Origin of the sequence: Orbus sasakiae (assembly GCF_039542345.1) — a bacterium.
GTDB classification, from domain to species: domain Bacteria; phylum Pseudomonadota; class Gammaproteobacteria; order Enterobacterales; family Orbaceae; genus Orbus; species Orbus sasakiae.
On the sequence record NZ_BAABHY010000018.1, the window covers coordinates 1 to 540 of the forward strand.

The window sequence follows — 540 nt, forward strand, 5'->3', positions numbered from 1 at the left end:
TAGACACGTATATTCCAGAGCCAGAGCGTGATATCGATAAACCATTCCTACTACCAATTGAAGACGTGTTCTCAATCTCAGGTCGTGGTACAGTGGTAACAGGTCGTGTTGAACGTGGTATCGTCAAAGTTGGTGAAGAAGTTGAAATCGTAGGTATTAAACCGACAGTGAAAACGACATGTACTGGTGTTGAAATGTTCCGTAAATTACTAGACGAAGGTCGTGCTGGTGAGAACGTAGGTGTGTTACTACGTGGTACTAAACGTGAAGATATCGAACGTGGTCAAGTACTTGCAAAACCAGGTTCAATCACACCACATACTGATTTTGAATCAGAAGTGTATATCCTAAGCAAAGAAGAAGGCGGACGTCATACTCCATTCTTCAAAGGTTACCGTCCACAGTTCTACTTCCGTACAACAGACGTAACAGGAACAATCACATTACCAGAAGGCGTAGAGATGGTAATGCCAGGCGATAACATCAAAATGGTTGTATCATTAATTCACCCAATCGCGATGGCAGACGGCTTACGTTTTG

Annotated in this window: 1 protein-coding gene; it reads left to right on the forward strand. The window is 43.0% G+C overall.

The window, feature by feature from the left end; translation table 11 throughout:
- Positions 1 to 540: EF-Tu C-terminal domain-related protein (locus ABEA36_RS13210; RefSeq protein ID WP_345492824.1), on the forward strand; the 540-nt coding region annotated here is incomplete at both ends.